Origin of the sequence: Komagataeibacter rhaeticus, assembly GCF_011611525.1 — a bacterium.
Lineage (GTDB): Bacteria > Pseudomonadota > Alphaproteobacteria > Acetobacterales > Acetobacteraceae > Komagataeibacter > Komagataeibacter rhaeticus.
Map to the genome: position 1 here is coordinate 1,109,507 of NZ_CP050139.1, position 17,415 is coordinate 1,126,921.

The 17,415-nt window shown below is 65.5% G+C and carries 15 protein-coding genes; 11 read left to right on the plus strand and 4 right to left on the minus strand.

Annotated elements, in window-relative coordinates:
* The first annotated feature begins 3 nt into the window (after window positions 1–3).
* From GWK63_RS05145 to GWK63_RS05160, 4 genes are all read left to right on the plus strand, one after another.
* Window positions 4–774: a thiazole synthase gene (locus GWK63_RS05145; RefSeq protein ID WP_007400038.1), complete on the plus strand. Its 771-nt coding sequence runs from the start codon at window positions 4–6 to the stop codon at window positions 772–774.
* On the plus strand, window positions 771–1,391 hold the full coding sequence (locus GWK63_RS05150) for a thiamine phosphate synthase (RefSeq protein WP_007400039.1): 621 nt from the start codon (window positions 771–773) through the stop codon (window positions 1,389–1,391). Before GWK63_RS05145 ends, GWK63_RS05150 begins: the two co-directional genes overlap by 4 nt.
* A 225-nt stretch (window positions 1,392–1,616) precedes the next feature.
* Complete coding sequence (locus tag GWK63_RS05155) at window positions 1,617–4,241, plus strand: cation:proton antiporter (protein WP_007400040.1); 2,625 nt, start codon at window positions 1,617–1,619, stop codon at window positions 4,239–4,241.
* Window positions 4,242–4,264: 23 nt separating this feature from the next.
* The gene (locus GWK63_RS05160) at window positions 4,265–4,435 is read left to right on the plus strand and encodes a hypothetical protein (protein ID WP_157771998.1); all 171 of its coding nucleotides are present in this window, start codon (window positions 4,265–4,267) and stop codon (window positions 4,433–4,435) included.
* 65 nt (window positions 4,436–4,500) lie between these two features.
* Here GWK63_RS05160 and GWK63_RS05165 read toward each other — a convergent pair whose 3' ends face one another.
* Together GWK63_RS05165 and lysA are read right to left on the minus strand one after the other, a co-directional pair.
* Entirely contained in the window at window positions 4,501–7,224 is a 2,724-nt protein-coding gene (locus tag GWK63_RS05165; RefSeq protein WP_007400041.1) for a DUF4175 domain-containing protein, read from the minus strand.
* Window positions 7,221–8,591: a diaminopimelate decarboxylase gene (gene lysA / locus GWK63_RS05170; protein WP_034932513.1), complete on the minus strand. Its 1,371-nt coding sequence runs from the start codon at window positions 8,589–8,591 to the stop codon at window positions 7,221–7,223. The genes GWK63_RS05165 and lysA overlap by 4 nt, the downstream gene beginning before the upstream one ends.
* A gap of 78 nt (window positions 8,592–8,669) precedes the next feature.
* Between lysA and GWK63_RS05175 the strand changes: the two genes are divergently transcribed.
* Entirely contained in the window at window positions 8,670–9,068 is a 399-nt protein-coding gene (locus GWK63_RS05175; protein WP_007400043.1) for a cytidine deaminase, read from the plus strand.
* Window positions 9,069–9,186: 118 nt separating this feature from the next.
* Here the strand turns inward: GWK63_RS05175 and GWK63_RS05180 are convergent, their stop codons facing one another.
* Window positions 9,187–9,360 carry a hypothetical protein gene (locus tag GWK63_RS05180; RefSeq protein ID WP_007400044.1) on the minus strand — a complete coding sequence of 58 codons (174 nt, stop codon included), beginning with the start codon at window positions 9,358–9,360 and terminating at the stop codon, window positions 9,187–9,189.
* A complete protein-coding gene (gene argH / locus GWK63_RS05185) occupies window positions 9,357–10,784 on the minus strand; it encodes an argininosuccinate lyase (protein ID WP_007400045.1) in 1,428 nt (475 codons plus the stop codon). Before argH ends, GWK63_RS05180 begins: the two co-directional genes overlap by 4 nt.
* A 231-nt stretch (window positions 10,785–11,015) precedes the next feature.
* Between argH and GWK63_RS05190 the strand changes: the two genes are divergently transcribed.
* The 6 genes from GWK63_RS05190 to GWK63_RS05215 all read left to right on the plus strand — a co-directional run bounded on the left by GWK63_RS05190 (window position 11,016) and on the right by GWK63_RS05215 (window position 17,414).
* Complete coding sequence (locus tag GWK63_RS05190; RefSeq protein ID WP_050800787.1) at window positions 11,016–11,885, plus strand: N-formylglutamate amidohydrolase; 870 nt, start codon at window positions 11,016–11,018, stop codon at window positions 11,883–11,885.
* The gene (locus tag GWK63_RS05195) at window positions 11,864–12,766 is read left to right on the plus strand and encodes a shikimate dehydrogenase (protein ID WP_371440465.1); all 903 of its coding nucleotides are present in this window, start codon (window positions 11,864–11,866) and stop codon (window positions 12,764–12,766) included. The genes GWK63_RS05190 and GWK63_RS05195 overlap by 22 nt, the downstream gene beginning before the upstream one ends.
* Window positions 12,767–12,768: 2 nt before the next feature.
* Window positions 12,769–13,398, plus strand: a complete 630-nt coding sequence (gene coaE / locus GWK63_RS05200; protein ID WP_034932463.1) for a dephospho-CoA kinase — start codon at window positions 12,769–12,771, stop codon at window positions 13,396–13,398.
* Window positions 13,395–14,075: a DNA polymerase III subunit epsilon gene (gene dnaQ, locus GWK63_RS05205; RefSeq protein ID WP_007400050.1), complete on the plus strand. Its 681-nt coding sequence runs from the start codon at window positions 13,395–13,397 to the stop codon at window positions 14,073–14,075. Before coaE ends, dnaQ begins: the two co-directional genes overlap by 4 nt.
* Window positions 14,076–14,172: 97 nt before the next feature.
* On the plus strand, window positions 14,173–16,515 hold the full coding sequence (locus GWK63_RS05210) for an adenylate/guanylate cyclase domain-containing protein (protein ID WP_034932465.1): 2,343 nt from the start codon (window positions 14,173–14,175) through the stop codon (window positions 16,513–16,515).
* Window positions 16,512–17,414 carry an MlaE family ABC transporter permease gene (locus GWK63_RS05215; RefSeq protein WP_034932466.1) on the plus strand — a complete coding sequence of 301 codons (903 nt, stop codon included), beginning with the start codon at window positions 16,512–16,514 and terminating at the stop codon, window positions 17,412–17,414. The genes GWK63_RS05210 and GWK63_RS05215 overlap by 4 nt, the downstream gene beginning before the upstream one ends.
* The last annotated feature ends 1 nt before the right edge of the window (window position 17,415 follow it).

Consider the following 17,415-nt stretch of genomic DNA (forward strand, 5'->3'; position numbering starts at 1 on the left):
GGCATGACCCTTTTCTATGGCACGGCGCTGACGTCACGCCTGATGCTGGGCACGGCCCAGTATCCCTCGCCCGAAATCCTGAGTGACGCGGTACGGCGTGCCGGCGCCGGGGTGGTGACGGTATCGCTGCGGCGCGAGGCAGCGGGATCGCGTGCGGGGGAAGCGTTCTGGAACCTGATCCGGGAACTGGACGTGCCCGTGCTGCCCAATACGGCGGGCTGCCATACCGTGCGCGAAGCCGTGACCACGGCGCAGATGGCGCGTGAGGTGTTTGGCACCGACTGGATCAAGCTCGAAGTGATTGGCGAATCCGATACCCTGCAGCCCGACATGTTCGCACTGGTCGAGGCCGCGCGGATTCTTGTGGAAGATGGCTTCAGGGTCTTTCCTTACATGACGGAGGACCTAGTCGGCGCCGAACGCCTGCTGCGCGCGGGGTGTGAGGTCCTGATGCCCTGGGGCGCGCCCATCGGTTCGGGCAAGGGGCTGAACAACCTGTTCGGCCTGCGCGCGCTGCGGGCCCATTTCCCCGATGTGCCGATGGTGGTGGATGCCGGGATCGGCGTGCCCTCGCATGCGGCGCAGGCCATGGAACTGGGCTATGATGCGGTGCTGATCAATACGGCGGTTGCCAAGGCCGGCAACCCGGCGGAAATGGCGCGTGCCTTTGCCCTGGCGGTCGAGGCCGGGCGCATGGCCTATGTGGCCGACCCGATGGAAGAGCGCGACATGGCCGTGCCCTCCACCCCCGTCATCGGGCAGGCGGTACTATGAACACCCCGCTGCCCTCGCGCATCTATCCGGTTGTCGATACCGCGCAGTGGGTTGCCCGGTTGGGGCAGGCGGGTGCAAGGCTGATACAGCTGCGCCTGAAGGACATGGCGGATGAGGCCCTGCACCATGAAATCCGCGAAGGAATCCGCCAGGCACGGGCGCATGGCGTGACGCTGGTGCTGAATGATTACTGGCGGATCGCGATAGCGGAAGGGGTGGACTACATCCATCTGGGGCAGGAGGATCTGGATACGGCGGACCTGTCCGCCATCCGTGCCGCAGGCATCCGGCTGGGGGTCAGCACGCATAGCGATTCGGAGCTGGAGCGTGCCCTGTCGGTTGCACCCGATTACGTTGCGCTGGGTCCGGTCTGGCCCACAAAACTCAAGAAAATGCCCTGGGCTCCGCAGGGAACGGGCAAGCTGACCCGGTGGAAGCAGCGCATCGGCACCATCCCGCTGGTTGCCATTGGCGGGATTACGCTTGAACGCGCGCCGCTGTGCCTGGCGGCCGGGGCGGACTGTGTTTCCGCCGTATCCGACTTCATCCGCATGCCCGACCCGCAGGCGCAGGTAAAGGCATGGCTGGCGGCAACGGCAGTCCCGGCGGGGATGTGAAGGACTGGAACATAAAGTGATCTGGCCTATGTTGTTCCTGCAACGGGCCTGTGGCATTATTGATACTTGACCGGGCAATCCATGTGGCCGTGCTTCCATGCCACCGGATACCGGTCGTCTCAGGTCCCGTTTCGCTGATCTGCAATGTAATGAACATAATCTGTTCATGGTCGGTCACTAGGATTGGACTATAGTCGTCGCATGGCCATGAATCGGGGATTTTGAATGGAGATAGCGGGTCTGGCAGCAATCCTGATGGCAATTGCCGTACTGCTTGTCGTGGTCAGTGCGGTGCAGCCGCTTGCCCGCCGCCTGGAACTGTCCGAAACCGTCCTGCTGGCCATTGTGGGCATCGTGATTGGTGGCGCGGCCGATCTGGTACTGCGCAATTCCCATATGGAAATTTTCAGTGGCGCGGCGCAGACGTTGCTGGACTTCCCGCTGAATAGCGAAGCCTTCCTGCTGATCTTCCTGCCCATACTGGTGTTTCAGGGCGCGCTGGGCATTGACGTGCGCAGGCTTGCGCATGAAACCGCGACCGTGCTGCTTCTGGCCGTGGTGGCGGTGGCCGTGTCCACGGCGGCGATCGGCTTCGCGCTCTATCCCTTTGCCGGCATGCCGCTGGCGGTGTGCCTGCTGCTGGGCTCCATCGTGGCCACGACCGATCCGTCGGCGGTGGCGGGCATCTTCAAGGAAATCGGTGCCGCAAGCCGCCTGACCCGCCTGGTGGAGGGCGAGGCGCTGCTCAATGATGCCGCCGCCATTTCCATCTTCACCATCCTGCTCGGCTCCATCACCTCGCATCACAAGATCATGCTGGGCGGGGCGATGCTGGAATTCCTCGTCTCCTTCATCGGCGCGCTCATCATCGGCGTGGTGTTCGGGCGGCTGACGCTCATGCTCATTCCGGCGCTGGGGGCGGCCCCGGCGGCCGAAGTCACGCTGACCGTGGCGCTGCCCTACCTGGCCTATATCGTCTGTGATGAATTCCTGGGGTTTTCCGGTGTCGTGGCCACGGCGGCATCTGGGCTGACCATCTCCATCTATGGCCCGTCCACCTTCCGGCCCCAGACATGGCGGTTCCTGAACGAGCTGTGGCAGCAGCTTGTGTTCTGGGCGGGGTCGCTGGTGTTCGTGCTGGCGTCCATGCTGGTGCCGCGCCTGCTGGTGGGCATGACCAGATGGGACTGCGTGCTGATCCTGCTGGCCGCAGGTGCCGGGCTGCTGGCCCGCGGGGCGGTGGTGTTTGGCATGCTGCCCGTTCTTGCCGCCACCAAGCTGTCGCCACCGGTGCCAACGCCGTTCAAGGTGACCATGGTGTGGGGGGGGCTGCGCGGTGCGATCACACTGGCGCTGGCGCTGGCGGTGACCGAGAACGAACATGTTTCCAGCAGTGTTGCCCATTTCATCGGCATCATCGCCACGGGCTTCGTGCTGATCACGCTGTTCGTCAACGGCCTGTCGCTGCGCTATCTCGTGCTGTTTCTCAAGCTGGACCAGCTTCCGCTGATCGATCAGGCGCTGCGCCACCAGATCCTGGCCATCGGGCTGGGAGAGGTACGTGACCAGACGCGCGAAGTGGCGGGGGAGCTGGGTTTCTCGCCCAATGTCACCACTACCGTGGTCGATGTGCTGGACCGCCGCGTCCATTCGGAAGAGCAGGCCAATACCTTTGACACTGCCCTGGGGGACCGGCAGCGTGTGACACTGGCGCTGATTGTCATTGCCAACCGGGAGCGTTCCATCCTGCTGGACCTGTTCCGCATACAGGGGCTGTCGCGCCGGGTGATGGAGACGCTGCTCCGTTCGGCCGAGGCGATGGTGGACGGCGCGCGGCTGGAAGGGCGTTTTGGCTATGTCCGCGCCCTGCGGCGCCGGCTGCGGCCCTCGCTGCGTTTCCGTGTGGCGCAGGTCATCCATCACCGCTTCAATTTCGATACGCCGCTCATGTACTGCATGATGGAGCGGTTCGAGATGCTGATGATCGGCTATTTCGTCTCGCTTTCGCTTACACGTTTCATGCGCCAGCGCATGGAGCCCACGCTTGGTACGCGCATCAGTGAAATCGTGGGAGAGGTGCTGGGCCGCCAGTGCAAGCTGCTGGATGAAGCCCTGCAAACCCTGCGGCTGCATTATCACGGTTATTCCGAAGCCTTGGAAAACCGGATGCTGCGCCAGATCGCGCTCAGGCTGGAAGAGGAAAAATACGATACCCTGATGGCCGACTCGCTTTTGAGCGAGGAACTGCACCGCGAACTGCACAAGGATGTGGAACATCGGCGTGAACAGCTTGATTTCCGCCTGAAGTTCAACATCCGCGCCGGGATTGAAAGCCGCATCCACAACTTCCCCCTGTTCGAAGGGGTTGCCGATGGCGTGCTGCATGACGTGGCGATGAAGATGTCCATCCACTTTTCCTCCCCCGGTGAGCGGCTGTACCGCAAGGGGCAGAAGGTGCGCACGGTCTATTTCATCAGCGCGGGACTGGCAGAGACCCATTACCCCAAGCACGATGTCCGTTTTGGCGCGGGCGCCGTACTGGGGGCGGAGGAAGCGCTGCGCGACGAACGGGTAACCGCAACCAGCCGGTCGTTGCAGTTCGGCCATTTCATGACCATGAGCGCACGCGATTTCCGCAAGCTGGTGGAAGACTATCCCCGTATCGGTGAAAACCTTGAACGTCTGGTGCAGGCGCGCAGCAAGGGTGAACTGCCCGATGCCCAGCTTCTGCCACAGGCCGGGAAAGATGCGCCGGAAAGCCCGCCGTCCTATGATGCCATTGACCTGGCCACGGCCCCGGTCACACGCGCCATTCCGATCAATCATGACAGCGAGGCAACCGACGCCTGATCCCATGAGGGGAGCCGGTCTCCATGGAACGCCCGTTGGCCCTGGCGTGGCTGCGGGCGTTTTTTGCATGGACAACGGGGCGTGAATGGCCGCCACAAAATAACTTGTTGATAAAGAATAAAAGTTTTTGGGTGCCGCCTTTTTTCAAAAAGGCGGCGTTCCCTGAAGCTTTGTGGAAAGGGGCTGGCTTATGACCGCAACAAAGCGGTTATGAACCCCTGTCCGCATGGCGGAGCGGGCGACCAGTCCTGCCCACGGGTCAGAAAGCGCGCAGCAGCCGGTCGAGATATTCCAGTTCTTCCGGCGGCCGGGTGCGGTCGGCATCGCGGCGGCGCAGTTCCTGTTCGATTTCACGCGCGCGCTCACGGCTGGCCTTGTCTGGCACATGGGTGTCGTTATCCATGCCCGCATGGGTACCGCCGGTCTTGCGGCCAAGCGGGTCGCGGTCTCCGCTGCCCCCGGCCTGCTGGTCCGTGTCGTCCTCGTCATCCTCACTGGCGGGATGATCGCCCCCACTGCCATGACTGCCCCTGCCGTTCTCCTGTGACAGCATGGGCAGGAAAACGGTCATCGCCCCCTGTGCGCTCTGGCTGCGCATGGACTGGCGCATCTGCTGGCTACCCTGCTGCAGGTCGGCCAGTACCTTTTTCTCGGCGCTGGCGGCATCGGGGTCCTTGCCCGCGCCCAGTGCCGCGCGCACGGCTTTCATGTCCGCCTGTGCCTTGTCCAGCGCGGGCATGTCCTTGCCGCCAAGCTGCCTGAACTCGCGCTGCAGTTCATGCAGGGCGCGGGCCAGGGCATGCTGCACCGCACGGTCGGCATGCTGCTGGGTGGCGCGGGCCTCCGGTGTCATGCTGGCGGGTGTGGGCGTTGCGGGCTGCGGCTGCGGGGCAGCACCCGGCGGGGTGACACCCAGCTGCCGCAGCAGGTCGGCCGTGGACATGGTGGACAGGTCGCCCCCGTCCTCATCCATGTCGGTCTGGTGGCTGGCCGCTTCCTGATCGCGCTGGCGCTGGTCCTGATCCATGCGCAGCTGGGCGTGGTCCAGCAACTGTGACTGGCGGCTGACCAGATCACGCAGGTCACGGCGCAGTTCCATTGCCTGCTGGCGGGCCTGCAGCTGCCGGGCCAGGGCGACCATGTCCTGCGGGGTGGCGTTGCGCATGCCCTCGGCCATGTCCTCCATCTGCTGGAGTTTCTGCATGGCGTCGGCATTATGGCCGCCTGCCGCGTCATCCTGCAGCTGCTGCATCATCTGCGAGAGGTTCTGTTCCCCCCGCGATGTCATTTCTGGAATGGCGGGCATGGCGGCATGGTCGCGCATGGCCTGCTGGGCCAGTGCCTGCATCTTGCGTGAAATGGCGTCCCTGAGCGCCTGCATGCGGTGCTGGAGTTCCGCCTGCTGGTCCGGCCCCTGTCCCTTCGCCCCCATTTCACGCATGTGCTCAAGCTGCTCGCGCACCGCTTCCTGCGCGGCCTGTACGCCAAAATCGGCCTGTGCGTTATCCATGTCGCGCCGGCCATGCTCGATATCCAGCGCCAGGAACCACAGCCGTCCGGTGGCCTGGGCTATGGCGTAGTCATCCGTCACGTCGTCGCTGCCCAGCACGGCGGCGACACTGGTTAGCGCCACCATCAGCCCGGCATGGTGGGTCAGCATGGTATCGGCCTGCGCCAGTGCCAGCAGTTCACGCCCGGCCTGCACGCGGTTTTCACGGTGCAGGGCCACGCGCTTGCGTATGTCCAGTATGGCCTTGGCCAGCGGATTGACGAAGGGGCGTGCCCCGATGCGCAGCCGCACGGGGGCGGATGTGGCGTGTGTGCCGCTGTTGCTGGTGGCGACCAGCCGTGCGGTCACGTCCTCTCCCGCCCACGGGTTCTGGGACAGGTCGGGTGTGGCGACACCATCGGCCACGCGCGGATGGCCATTGAGCGGAATGGGCACGTCCAGCATATCATGCGGGCTGTCGGGCATGACCAGTTCGGCATGGATGGACGCGATGCCATAGGGCTGGGCTGCGTGATAGGGCAGGCGGGTGCGCCATTCCCCCTCCCTGCTGCCAGGGTCCTTGCCCCATGCAATGTCGGGGGCGGGATTGGGGGTGACGTGCAGGGTCCACCGCGCCAGCGTCCGGCCCCGGCCGCGCAGGGTCAGGCGGCCACTGGCCAGCACGGTGGCCTGCATGGTCCAGCTGCCATTGCCCAGTGCATGAAAGCCATGTGGCCCCATGCTGGCCCGTGCGCGCAGGACGGGCCGGCCGTCCAGCCCGTTCAGGGTTACACTCAGCTGTGCGCCCGCGGGCACGTCTGCGCTGTCATGCGCGGCATCAAGGAAGACCGGGGCGCCGGGGGCATAATCGGGCAGCGTGATCCATGCATTGATCTGGGGGACGGGGGTGTCGCTGTCATCCACGCCGGGCAGGAAGGCGGCCATGATCCGGCTGGGGGCATGGCTGCCGTTCCACGCCAGCCCACCGGCCAGCAGTACGGCCAGGACCGGCGTCGCGGCCCACCATCGTGCGCCCCGCAGGCGCGGCCGTGGCCACCCCCCGCGCAGCGGCCCCATGCCTGCCATGATACGGTTCAGGTGAAGCTGCCACAGATAGCCGGTTTCCGGTGTGGGGGGGGAAGCGGGGCGGTCCTGCAGGGTGCGCAGCGGCTGGCCGCTCAGGCCGGATGCCTGCTCCACCCGCCGGTCGGTCTCGGCCGGGGTGGGGCGGCGTATCCCGCGCCATTGCCGCCATGTGGCATGGCCCACTCCCGCGATACAGCCGGCCAGCAGGATGGCATGCAGGCTGTCGGGCAGGTGCTGGGGCAGGCGGGTCAGGCCCAGCAGGGCAATGCCCATGGCCGTATCCGCCGCAGGCAGCATGAGCGGCCACAGCCGCTCCGCCCACAGGGCGCGGCGGGCCTGCCGGCGGGCACGGGCCAGGCGTTGCGGCAGGCCGCCGCTGGTCTGGGGGCTGTCCTGCCCGGCTGTCATAGGCCTCCGCCAGATGGGAGAAGGGTTTCATCCACCCATGGGGGAATGCTGTCGGCGGCCCAGAGTTCCGTGATTGCCTGCCGTTCACGGATCACGGCCCAGTGGCCGCCATCAACCATGACCTGTGCCGCCAGCGGGCGGGCGTTGTAGGTTGAACTCATCACCATGCCGTACGCGCCGCAATCCAGCAGGGCCAGCCGGGCGCCGGCGTCCATGTGCGGCAGGGTGCGGTCATGGCCGAAGGTGTCGCCGCTTTCACAGACGGGGCCGACAACATGCACCTGCTCGGCAGGGGCGACGGCGTCCCTGGCCGACAGGGGAATGATGCCATGCCACGCATCATACAGGCTGGGGCGCATGAGATCGTTCATGGCCGCATCCAGCACCAGAAAGGGCGGCATGCCCTCATAGCCACGCTTGCGCAGGATGACCGTGCTCAGCAGCAGGCCGGCGGGACCGGCCAGCCAGCGCCCCGGCTCGATGGCCAGTCGCGTGCCCAGCCCGCCCAGTTCGCCGTGGATGGCGGCCGCCAGCGCCTCGGGCGCCCCCTCGGTTTCATCGCGGTAGGAAATGCCCAGCCCTCCGCCACAGTCCAGGGCCTCAATGTGCAGGCCCCGCGCCCGGATGGCGCGGACCAGATCGGCCAGCCGGGCATAGGCCGTGCGGTAGGGCTGCATGCGCACGATCTGGCTGCCGATATGCATGGCCAGGCCCACGGGGCGGATGCCGGGCAGGGTGGCGGCATGGGCGTACAGATCGACCGCGCGGTTGTAGGGAATGCCGAATTTGTTGGTGGCAAGGCCGGTGGTGATCTTGGCGTGGGTGCCCGCGTCCACATCGGGGTTGATGCGCAGGGCGACCGGGGCTTCCAGCCCTTCGGCCTGCGCCACGGTGGACAGCAGTTCAAGCTCTTCCGCACTTTCCACGTTGATCTGGGCAATGCCCGCGCGCAGGGCGGCCTGCATCTCGGGCATGGTCTTGCCCACGCCGGAAAAGACGATGCGCGCCGCCGGTATGCCCGCCATCAAGGCGCGTTGCAGTTCGCCCCCGCTGACCACATCCGCCCCGGCCCCCTGTGCCGCCAGCACGCGCAGTACGGCCAGATGGTCATTGGCCTTGACGGCGAAGTGAATGGAAACCGGCCGCCCCGTTGCCCTGAATGCCGTGGCAAGGCGCTGGTAGCGGGCGCGCAGGGTGCCGGCACTCATGACCCATGTGGGCGTGCCAAGCGCGTCGGCAATGGTGTTGAGGGGCACCTCTTCCAGCACAAGCCCGTCCATGGCATGCATGGACAGCGCCGGGCGGACGGCCAGAAGAGCGGCAACGGAGGGGTCCTGTCCGGGACAGGGGGGGGAAGCTTCAGCCATGATGGAATGCACGATACCGCCTTGCCCCCTCCCTTCCAAGGTGTCTGGCGCAGGAAAGAACGAGAAGGACAACCGGTTATGGATATCAAGCCCCTTGTGCAGTCGGCAGTTGACGCATATGGGCGCGCTTATGCGCCCTATTCCCGCTTCCAGGTGGGGGCGGCGGTGGAGACGGATGATGGCCGTATATTCGCCGGCGGCAATGTGGAGAACGCGGCCTACCCCGAAGGCACCTGCGCCGAAGCCGGCGCCATAGCGGCCATGGTGATGGCGGGCGGGCGGCATATCCGTCGTGTCGTGGTGTGCGGCGGGGGGGATGCCGCCTGCACGCCATGTGGCGGGTGCAGGCAGAAGATCCGTGAATTCGGGGCGCCCCAAACGCCGGTTACGATGGTTTCCCCCAGCGGGACGGTGCGTCTGGTGCGCACGCTTGCGGAACTGCTGCCGGACAGTTTCGGGCCGGACAACCTGCGCTGAACAGGGGGCGTGGCGGCAGGGCCGGATACGTTCCGGATGAAGCTTTTTTCAGAAATCCCGGGTAATGCCGCCTTTCCGAAAAAAAGGCGGTAGCCGGAGTTTTTTTTGAAATAGCCTTTTAACGGTCCGGGCTGGGGTAGGTCCGGTAGTAATCACGCGTGCCCGCCGGCTGGTGCGGCGGCCCGATGCGCCCGCACGCGCCAAGCGTGGTTGCCAGGACCAGCATGCCAAGCGTGACCAGCCTGAAGGCGGGCATGAAGCGGGGACGTGTCGGGGAAGGCTTGCGCATCATGCCGTCTCCAGTGCATCAAGCCAGCGCGTGGCCTGCGCGCGCACATTGCCTGCCGCCGTGCCGCCGTAGCTGGTCCGTGAGGCGATGGAGGAATCGACCGTCAGCACCGAGAAGATATCGGCGGTGATGCCCGGCTCTTCCGCCTGCATTTCCTCCAGTGTCAGGTCGGACAGGCCAACCCCCCTTGCCTCCGCCCTGCCCACAAGCCGTCCGGTTACATGGTGCGCGGTGCGGAACGGCACCCTGAGCACGCGCACCAGCCAGTCGGCCAGATCGGTGGCGGTGGAAAATCCCGACCCGGCATAGGCGCGCATCTGCTCCGTGTTCACGCTCAGGTCACGGATCATGCCGTCCATCGCCGCCAGGCTGAGGCTGGCGGCATCGGTCGCGGCAAAGACGGGTTCCTTGTCTTCCTGCATGTCCTTGGCATAGGCCAGCGGCAGGCCCTTCATGACCGTAAGCAGGCCCACCAGCGCGCCGGTAATGCGCCCGCCCTTGGCGCGGACCAGTTCGGCGGCATCCGGGTTGCGCTTCTGCGGCATGATGGAAGAACCGGTGGTGAACGCATCGGACAGGCGGATGAAGGAGAAGGGGGCCGAGCACCAGATCACGATCTCTTCCGCCAGCCGTGACAGGTGCATCGCCATGATGGACAGGGCGGAGAGGTATTCCAGCGCGAAGTCCCGGTCCGACACGGCATCGAGCGAGTTGGCGGTGGGGCGGTCGAAGCCCAGCGCGCGGGCCGTCATCTCCCGGTCGATGGGGAAGGACGTGCCCGCAAGGGCGGCCGACCCCAGCGGCGATTCATTGAGCCTGCGCCGCGCGTCAGCCAGCCGGCCCCGGTCGCGGGCCAGCATTTCCACATAGGCCATCAGGTGATGGCCAAAGGTCACGGGCTGGGCGGTCTGCAGGTGGGTGAAGCCGGGCATGGGGGTGGCCGCGTGTTCCAGTGCCCGGCGCGCCAGGGCGCGCTGGAGCGAGGCCGCCTGGTGTTCCAGCCCGTCAATCGCATCGCGCACCCACAGGCGGAAATCGGTGGCCACCTGGTCATTGCGCGAGCGCGCGGTGTGCAGGCGCTTGCCTGCCTCCCCGATCCGTTCGGACAGGCGGGCTTCGATATTCATGTGAATATCTTCCAGCGCCGTGCTGAATTCAAAGGTGCCCGCCGCAATCTCGCCGCCGATCTGATCCAGCCCTTCGGTAATGGCCCGGGCATCGTCTGCGGAAATGATGCCGGTTTTCGCCAGCATGGCGGCATGGGCTTTTGAACCGGCGATGTCCTGTCGCCACAATGCCCTGTCAAACCCGATGGAGGCGTTGATGTCCTGCATGATGGCGGCAGGCCCGCCGGCAAACCGGCCGCCCCACTGTGCATTGGCCTTGTGCGCGTCCTGATCCGTCGGCGTTTTTGCGTTCCCCGGCATCGTGTATTCCAGCTACCCAAAGTGTGAAAATGATCATGTCGTGCCTGTCATGGCATCAGGCCACGGCGTGGCGCACACTACCGGGGTGAAGCGCCAGATACAATCACCCTGCCCATGCCGCGCGGCGTGGCGGGCGGGGCAGGGTGCGTGGACAGGGGTCTTTCGTTCCCGTGGCCGGGCCTGTAGGGTCGGCCATCCAACCCGCCCATGGCCAGAGGACGCGCCGCTACGATGCAACATGCAGCCCTTGCGCAGGAACCGTCACGCCTGCTGACGTGTGATGACCCGGCGCCTGTCATCCAGTTCGGCACATCGGTCATGGAAGGTGCCCAGCCGCCCGGCCTGCCCTTCGTGCTGGTCAGCGACCATGCGGGCCGCGCCGTTCCCGCGGCACTGGGGGACATGGGGGTCAGCGCGCAGGACCGCGCGCGCCATATCGCCTGTGACCTGGGTATGGCGGAGACCGGGCGCCTGCTGGCGCAGCACCTGGACTGCATCCTGATCGAGCAGGCCTATTCCCGCCTCGTGATTGACTGCAACCGCGCGCCCGGCCATCCCACATCGATCGTGCGGCACAGCGACGGCACGGCCGTGCCTGCCAATACCGGCATCACCGCCGCACAGGAAGGCTGCCGGGTGGAAGAGATATTCCTGCCCTACCACCGGCAGATCAGTGACGAGATCACGACCAGGCTGGAAGCGGGGCTGCCGGTGGTGCTGGTCTCGCTGCACAGTTTTACCGACCGTATGAACGGCGCCGACCGCCCGTGGCATACCGGCGTGCTGCATAACCGCAACCCCGCCTTCGGCCTGCGGGTGCGGGACCTGCTGGCGGCCGAGGACGGGCTGGTGGTGGGCAGTAACGAACCCTATGCCCTGACCGACAGCAGCGACTATACCGTGCCGGTGCATGCGGAAGGGCGCGGGTTGCCCTATCTTGAAATCGAGATACGCCAGGACCTGATCGCGACCCCGCAGGGGCAGGCGGAATGGGCCGCCCGTCTGGCCCGTATCCTGCCGCAGGCCTGGCAGGAGTTCAGTCACCAGACTTCAGGCCCGTCCACGCAGGGAAAGGCACGATGGAAAAGACAGGGGACATGATGCCCGACGCAGGGAACATCCGGATTGACGGGCACACGCTGCTGGCCGGGGTAATCGGGTGGCCGGTGGCCCATTCGCGCTCGCCGCTCATGCATAACTGGTGGCTGCGGCAGGGCGGGATCAATGGCGCCTACGTGCCGCTGCCCGTGGCGCCCGGTCAGTTCGAGACGGCGGTGCGGGGCCTGCTTGCGGCGGGATTCCGTGGGGTGAATGTCACCATTCCGCACAAGGAATCCGCCTACCGGATCGTGGACCGCCTGCACCGGTCCGCCCGGCGTTCGGGTTCGGTCAATACGCTGGTCTTTGACAGTGATGGCAAAATCGAGGGCTATTCCACCGATGGTGACGGCTTTGTCGCCAATGTGGAGGCGCATGGCATTGCCGTGAACGGCGGCCGCGCCCTGCTGCTGGGGGCGGGCGGTGCCGCGCGCGCCATTGCCGCCAGCCTGCTGGACCGGGGGATGGAAGTGCTGGTGGCCAACCGCACGCGTGCCCGTGCCGATGCCCTTGCCGCGTCGCTTGAAGGGGTCGTGGTGGTGGACTGGGCGCAGGCAGGCAGTGTCCTGCCCGGCTGCGCCATGCTGGTCAACACCACCTCGATCGGGATGGAAGGGGGCGCGCAGGCACAGTTTCCGCTTGATCTGGCACAGGCCGATCCGGCGCTTGTGGTCTGTGACATCGTTTATGTGCCCCGCCGGACCGGACTGCTGGAATGGGCGGCCGGGCATGGGCTGCGTACGGTTGACGGGCTGGGCATGCTGATCCATCAGGCCGGGCTGGGGTTCGAGAAATGGTTCGGCGCGAAACCGGATATCGGGCCGGCGGTCGAAGCCCTGCTGGATGCCGACCTGCGCCACCCGCGGGCACGGGACGCGGGCTGAGCATGCGGGTGCTGGGACTGACGGGCGGGATCGGCATGGGCAAGTCCACCACGGCCCGCCTGCTGAGGCGGGCGGGGGTCAGGATATTCGATGCCGATGCCGTGGTCCGCGCCCTGCAGGCCCCGCATGGGGCCGCCCTTCCCGCCATTGACCGGCTTGTGCCCGGCTGCGTGCGGGGCGGGGTTCTGGACCGTGTGGCCCTGCGGGCGGCCGCACTGGCGGACCCCGCGGTCATGCGCGGGCTGGAGGCGATCATGCACCCGTTGGTACGCAGGGCAAGGCAGCGTTTTCTTGCCCGCGCGCGGCGTGACGGGTGCCGGTGGGTCGTGCTGGATATCCCGCTCCTGTTTGAAACGGGCGCCCAGCGGCAGTGTGACCGCGTGGCCGTGGTCAGCGCGCCAGCCGCCATCCAGCGTGCGCGCGTCATGCGCCGGGGTACCATGACATCGGGGCAGATCGATGCCGTTCTGGCCCGGCAGATGCCCGATGCCCTGCGGCGGCGACGGGCGGATGCCGTGATCAGGACCGGCCTGTCACGGCATGAAACAGTAAGGCAGGTGCGGCGTCTGCTGCAGGCGATGCGTGAGGGAGGCCCCGCCGCATGGGCCGCGGCAAGGGGAAAGCGGGCATGAAACGGACCATCCTGTTCGATACCGAAACCACGGGGCTTGATCCGCTCAAGGGGGATCGGGTGATTGAAATCGCGGCCCTTGAGCTGGTGGGGGATCTGCCCACGGGGCGTAATTTCCATGTGCTGATCGATCCTGAACGCGATGTGCCCGAGGAAGCCTCGCGCGTGCATGGCTTTACCCGCGCCGATCTGGAGGGAAAGCCGAAATTTGCCGAAGTGGCTTCCGGCTTCCTGGAATTCGTGGGCGATGATCCGCTGATCGCGCATAACGCGCGCTTCGATTTCGGCTTCCTCAACGCGGAACTGGCGCGGGCGGGCCAGCCCGTTCTGGACATGGGGCGCATGGTCGATACGCTGGACATGGCACGCGAACGTTTTCCGGGCATGCCCAACAGCCTGGATGCGCTGTGCCGCCGTTTTTCGATCGACCTGTCGGAACGGACCACCCATAACGCCCTGCTGGACTGCCGGCTGCTGGCCGCGGTCTACCTGGAACTGACCGGAGGGCGCCAGCGTGGCCTGAGCCTGGCGGTCGAGGACGGCGGGGGCGGCATCGCCACTTATGACTATGTCCGCCCGGCAGGCCACGCGGTGGTGCGCGTAACGCCCGACGCGGCTGAAATCGCGGCCCACGAAACCTTTGTGGCAAGGCTGTCCAGCCCGCTGTGGAACGACTGAATGGGCGCCATGTAACAAAGACGGTGGTCGCGGTGGCCCGTTTCGGGTACACTGGATCACATTCGGAATAATGGATGTCTTGAACAGGAAGAGAGCATTGTCCACGGACGAGATTGTCGATCCCACGATTGCCCCTTCTGATCAGGTCAGGCGCTTCCTGTTCCATATCGGCATTCCGGTAGCCGCTGTCGTCTCGACCATTGGCATCATCGCGGCCGTGGGGTGGCATTCCTACCGCACGGTGCGTACCGGCGCCCTTACCCTTACGCATGACCTGCTGGTCAGCCAGCAGGACTATATTGCCAAGGAAGTCAGCTCCTTTCTCATGCCGGCCTCCGCTGGTGCCATTGTCGCGCGCGACATGCTCGAACATGGCGCGCCGGAGGTGGAACAGAAGATATTCACCGCCTACAGCAGCACGATGCTGCGCAACGTGCAGCAGATACAGTCCTTCTATATTGCCGATAGCGACGGCAATTTCAGCACGCTTGAACATGGTGACAACAGTCAGGATGTCGCCATAACCACCCTGCACGATCAGGACACGCCCAAGGCGGGTTTCACCCACGAACTGCGAGACCCCACCGGCAAGGTACTCAAGAAGTGGGAGACGCCGGCGGGTACGTATGACCCGCGTGGCCATGCCTGGTTTGCCGACACGGTCAAGGCCGGGCAGCTGGCCTGGACCCATCCCTATGTGGTGGAAGTTACCAAGCAGATCACCATTACCGCGGCCGTGCCGTACAAGGGCACGAATGACAAGACCTATGTCTATGCCATCAACATGTCGCTCAACCACCTCAACAATTTCCTGAACTCCCTCAGGATTGGCGAGAGCGGCACGGCAATCCTGATGGATCAGGAAGGGCACGTCGTGGCCGGGCATGGCATGGCGGAAGCGCAGGCCAGGGCGCATGGCGATGCGGACCGGATGACCCTGGACCCCGCCCGTTTCCCGGTCATGACCAAGGCGTTCGACCAGTACCGCGTGCATGGGTATGGCGCGCGCACGGTCACGGTCAAGAACAAGAAATACGTCACCATTACGGCCCAGCTGCCGGTGGGCAAGGACAGCTGGGTCCTGCTGCTGGTGGCACCGGAGGATGACTTCTCCCGCTTTGCCATGGCGGATGGCCGGCAGAACCTGGTGTTCTTCGTGCTGGTCGTGCTGATGGCCCTGGCGTTCGGGCTGCTTTTGTTCCTGCAGGCCCGGCGGGCCGACCGCATGCGCGGCCAGATCGCGCAGTCCCGCGCCGTGGCCAATTACGAAAGCCATGCCCTGCAGTCCGTGGCAAGCTATCCCGACCTGTTCAACCCCGAGGACAACGCGCTTGTCCTGACCGAGACGCTGGCCGACCAGTCGCATGCCCGCCGTGCGGCAATATGGCGCATCCTGCATGACGGGCACACCCTGATGTGCATCGATTCCTATGACCGCCAGCAGGACGTGCATTCCGGTGGGTTTGAAATGTCCACCACCGACCTGAAAAGCTTTTTCGATTCCGTCTCGCATGGTGACGCGCTGGTGGCGCAGGATGCCTCAAAGGATGAGCGCTCGGTGGCCTTCTACCGTGTGTACATGCGCAGTTTCGGCAGCACGGCGCTGTTCTGCAGCCCGATCCAGGGCAGCACCGGCCCGGTGGGGGTGATCACGCTGGAAGATGCGCCGCGCGCGGCAATGGTCTCGCATTTCGTGGACATGATCGCAGGGGTCACCGCCGCCCGTTTCTCGGCCCAGCATTACACCGCCGTTGCCGCGGCGAAGGAAGAACTGGAGTCCGAACCCTCGACGGAAGACATGCAGCGCGATCCCAGCCAGGGGTTCCTGCTCCGGCCCGGTGCATTGTCCATGCATGGGGGGGCAGGCGCGCCCGATCCGGCCAGTATCGAGGGATTCTATCCCGCCGTGGCCATCATGGTGATCAGCCTGTCCGATGTGGTGATGACGGCCCAGAACGACCCCACGTCCAATATCAAGCTGCTCGATTCCATGGCGGGCATGCTGCAGGATATCGCCCATCAGTGCGGCCTGTATTCCATCCGCATGCTGGGCCATCGCGTGGTGTGCGTGGCGGGATGGTCCCGCACGCCGGACAAGGGGGCGGCCTACCGCATTGCCAATGCCGCGCTCATGATGCGCGAGAGCACGCTGGCCGCCCTGTCTCAGGCCGATCTCGACCCGGTCTTCCGCATCGGCATCGATGTGGGACCGGTCTATGGCGGCATGCTGGGCAAGGACCCCCAGGCATTCAACCTGTGGGGCGATGCCATGGGCATGGCGGAAATGATGGCGCAGGGGGCACCGGACGTGGGTACGATCCAGGTGTCGGAGGATGTCTATCTCGACCTGCGGCAGTATTTCCTGTTCCGTGAGCGCGGGCGCTTCTTCATACCGGGTGCGGGGCTGACCCGCACCTACGTGCTGGCTGGCCGCCGATGACCGGAACCCCGCCCGACACAACAGGGCAGGGCACGGCGCGGCCCGGTGGCATGGCCCTTCCATCCGCGCAGCCTGAACCCGAAAACAGGGGGCGCCTGATCGCGCTGCTGGGCCGTTTTGCGCCGTGGCTTGCGGCCATCGGGCGGCTGACGCGCCATCAGGTCCGTTTCACGCTGCTGCTGATCGGCGCCGGGTGGGGCACGCTGCGTGAAAGCCTGCGGCCCAATTCGTGGCGCAGGCCGGTCAAGTATGAATTCCGCGCCACCCTGCGGCAGGTGGTCAGTGGCGGGTTCCTCAGCATCGTGATCACGGCCACCCTTGCGGGTCTCATGGTGGTGTCCCAGGCGGCTTACTGGCTGGGCTATGCCGGCATGGCCCAGATGACGGGGTCCATTCTGGTATCGGTACTGGTGCGTGAAATCTCGCCCATCCTGGTGGGCATTATCCTTATGGGGCGCAGCGGCATGCTGTCGCTGACCGAAATCGGGATGATGGTGCTGGGGGGCGAAGTGCGGGGGCTGCAGGCCCGGGGCATCGACCCGTTCCTGGCGCTGGTCATGCCACGTACTTTTGCCTTCACGCTGGGGGGCTTCACGCTGGGTATGATCTTTGCCGTGGTCTCGCTGCTCATGGGTTTTGTCGTGGCGCATGCCAGCGGGGCCATCACGTCTTCGGTCTGGACCTTCTTCTTCAATGTCCTTGCGGCCATGACCACGTGGGATTACCTGATCATCCCGCTCAAATTCGTGCTGGTCGGCTTTTTCGTGGGGCTGGGTGCGTGTATTTCCGGCCTGACGGTAAGCAGCACCGATACGATGGCCACCATCATGCCGCGCGGCTTCGCGCGCGGGATCATGCTGGTGCTGGTGGTCAACATTCTCTTCATGCTGGATTTCTGAT